The organism is Promicromonospora sp. NPDC060271, from assembly GCF_042726755.1.
Lineage (GTDB): Bacteria > Actinomycetota > Actinomycetes > Actinomycetales > Cellulomonadaceae > Promicromonospora.
In genome coordinates, this window is the sequence record NZ_JBHXBG010000302.1 from 1 (window position 1) to 2,694 (window position 2,694).

Genomic DNA, 2,694 nt, shown 5'->3' on the forward strand with positions numbered 1-2,694 from the left:
GAGATCGGTCGATCAACCGACCGATCTCAGCGCAAGGGACCGAAGCCGCGGAAGGGGGCGGCGCAGCCTCCCGGCGGACCCGCGGGCGGTTCAGAGCTCGTAGGTGGCAACCAGCGGGGCGTGGTCGCTCCAGCGCTCCGCGTAGGTGGGCGCGCGGTCGACCTCGATCTTGCGGCACGCGCCCGCGAGCGCCGGGTTCGCGAGCTGGTAGTCGATGCGCCAGCCGGAGTCGTTGTCGAACGCCGCACCACGCCACGACCACCACGTGTACGGACCGGGGCCGTCGCCCGCGTGCACCCGCCCGAGGTCGGCCCAGCCGTGCTCGTCGAGCCAGCGGGTCACGTAGGCCCGCTCCTCGGGCAGGAAGCCCGCGCTCTTCAGGTTGCCCTTCCAGTTCTTGATGTCCACGTTCTGGTGGGCGATGTTGAGGTCGCCCGCCACCACTGCCGGGGCCTGCGCCGTCGAGAGCTCCGCCAGGCGCGCCGTGACCTTCTCCAGGTAGGCGTACTTGGCCACCATCGTGTGTTCCTGGCCCGGGTTCGTGGACCCGGAGTGCAGGTAGGCGGAGACGGCGGTGAACGTCCCGCCGTCGGGCAGCTCGATGTCCGCCTCGATCCAGCGGCCGGTGTCGCCGCCGGCCTCGACCTCGCCGTCCGGCCCGTAGGCGGCCAGGCCGGTGCGCACCTCGCCGAGCGGCAGCCGGGACGCGACGAGCACCCCGGCGCGCCCCTTGACCTCGCACTCGGTGTGCGCGACGTGCCAGCCGTCGAGCAGCTCGCGGACCACCTTGTCGGGGGCGCGCACCTCCTGCAGCAGCAGCACGTCAGGCGTTCGGGTGGTGATCCACGAGTCCATGCCGCGGCGGACGGCGGCACGGATCCCGTTGACATTGGCTGTGGCGACGATCAGAGGCACCCGGGAAGCGTAGCTGGCGCCTCTGACATCGGCTGTCGCCCCGCCAGATCAGGCCCCGTCGTACGCCGCCTGCAGCGCGGCGACGTCGATCTTGCCCATCTTGAGCATCGCGTTCATCGTGGCGATCTCGGCCGGGGTCGAGTAGGTGCCCGACAGCCGCTCGAGCTCCTTGGGGATGACCTGCCACGAGACTCCGAACTTGTCCTTGCACCAGCCGCAGGCGCCGGGCTCACCACCGTCGGCGGTCAGGAGGTCCCAGTAGTGGTCGACCTCCTCCTGGCCCTCGACGGACAGGTAGAACGAGAACGACTCGTTCAGCGTGAAGTGCGGGCCTGCGTTCAGCCCGGTCACGGGAAGCCCGCCCACCGTGAACTCGACGACGAAGTCGGTGCCCGGCTCGGCGCCTGGCGCGTCCTTGGGCGCCTTGACGACGTTGTCCACCGACGAGCCGGGGATGTGCTCCGCGTAGAACGCGGCCGCCTCGCCGGCCTTGTTGTTCCCGAACCAGAGATGCGCTCGAACGGTGGCCATCGTGTCCTCCAGGGTTGGGGGACCGTCGTCGGCCCCTTCACCTGCTCCGACCCGGCGACCGCCGAAAACTCATCGCACCGCGGCCTCGTCGACGGCGACGTGCCCGTCCAGCACGAGCTGCCCGACCATCTCGCCGAGCCGCATGGTGCCCGGCTGCCCGTCCAGCGCGGCCCGTGCGCGTGCCGTGAGCTCGGTCCGGCAGGCCGCCACCTCCGGCGGATCGGTCACCGTGAAGAGCCACAGCGCGAGCAGCGGACGCGCGTTCATCCACGCCGCCGCGGCGTGGGCACGCGCGGGACCCGGCTCGTGCCCGCCCACCGCGTCGAGCAGCTCCTGACTCGCCTCCTTGTGCGCCGCGGCCAGCAGCGACCCTCGCCCGCCGAAGTACGTGTACACGCACATCGTGGACCGTCCGGAGGCCTCGGCGAGCCGGCGCACGGACAGGTTGGTACCGCCGTCGGACCCGATGAGTTCCAGCGTGCCCGTCAGGAGGCGCCGGGTAACGGTCGGGGAACTTTCCGCAGCAGCGCTGGACCGTGGCATGCGAACACCCTATAACGGTCGTTATGAATAACACTCGTTATGAGCAGGCATGGTTCCTCCGCACCGCCGGGATCGCCGGCGCCGTCACGGCCGTGGTCCTGCTGGTGAACACCGCCAAACGGATCGGTCTCCTGCCCACGACCGATCTCACCCAGCTCGTCGCGCCCGTGGCGCAGCTCGCGGGGATCGTCCTGGTCCTCGGGCTGCTCGGCCGGTCGCGCGGACCGAGCGCCCTCCGGCTGGGCGCGGTCGTCGCGAACGTCGTCGTGTTCGCCGGTCTCGTCGGCGTCGAGGTCGTCATCAACCTCGTCTTCGCGCACCTGGACCCGACGACGATCGCCGCCCTCCGCGCCGGTCCGCTCGGCGTGGCCTTCACGATCGCCTCCCTGGCGTTCCTCGCCGGGTCGGTCCTGCTCGTTGTCGCCCTCTGGCGGGAGGCGCCCCGATGGGCTCTGCTCATGTACGGCGCGGGCGCGATACCCGTCGCGCTACGGGCGTTCGTCCCCGAGGCCGTGCTCCAGGCGGGGCTGATCGTGCTGGCGGCGGGCGTCGCCGGCCTCGCACTCAGCCTGCTGGCTCCTGCGCGGCAGGCGGCGACCGCCTGAGCCGGCCGACCATGCGGTTGCTGCCAAGGACGCGCGGTTCTTGGCCGCGACCGCCTGCTGATCCCCGGCCGGGTCCGGCGGCGTGCGGCCGGTCCCACGC

At 71.6% G+C, this 2,694-nt stretch carries 4 protein-coding genes; 1 reads left to right on the plus strand and 3 read right to left on the minus strand.

Annotated elements, in window-relative coordinates:
- Nucleotides 1–90: 90 nt before the first annotated feature.
- From ACFWE2_RS25155 to ACFWE2_RS25165, 3 genes are all read right to left on the minus strand, one after another.
- Nucleotides 91–915, minus strand: coding sequence for an exodeoxyribonuclease III (locus tag ACFWE2_RS25155; RefSeq protein ID WP_377226937.1), 825 nt, complete (start codon nt 913–915; stop codon nt 91–93).
- Nucleotides 916–963: 48 nt separating this feature from the next.
- A complete protein-coding gene (locus ACFWE2_RS25160; RefSeq protein ID WP_377226938.1) occupies nt 964–1,446 on the minus strand; it encodes a VOC family protein in 483 nt (160 codons plus the stop codon).
- 69 nt (nt 1,447–1,515) lie between these two features.
- Entirely contained in the window at nt 1,516–1,989 is a 474-nt protein-coding gene (locus ACFWE2_RS25165; protein ID WP_377226939.1) for a TetR/AcrR family transcriptional regulator, read from the minus strand.
- A gap of 23 nt (nt 1,990–2,012) precedes the next feature.
- On the opposite strand from ACFWE2_RS25165, the gene ACFWE2_RS25170 reads away from it, so the two are divergent.
- Nucleotides 2,013–2,594: a hypothetical protein gene (locus ACFWE2_RS25170; RefSeq protein WP_377226940.1), complete on the plus strand. Its 582-nt coding sequence runs from the start codon at nt 2,013–2,015 to the stop codon at nt 2,592–2,594.
- The last annotated feature ends 100 nt before the right edge of the window (nt 2,595–2,694 follow it).

Coding starts and splice junctions, on each gene's coding strand:
- ACFWE2_RS25165 (WP_377226939.1), bottom strand. CDS start 1,989: ATGCCACGGTCCAGCGCTGCTGCGGAAAGTTCCCCGACCGTTACCCGG.
- ACFWE2_RS25170 (WP_377226940.1), top strand. CDS start 2,013: ATGAATAACACTCGTTATGAGCAGGCATGGTTCCTCCGCACCGCCGGG.
- ACFWE2_RS25160 (WP_377226938.1), bottom strand. CDS start 1,446: ATGGCCACCGTTCGAGCGCATCTCTGGTTCGGGAACAACAAGGCCGGC.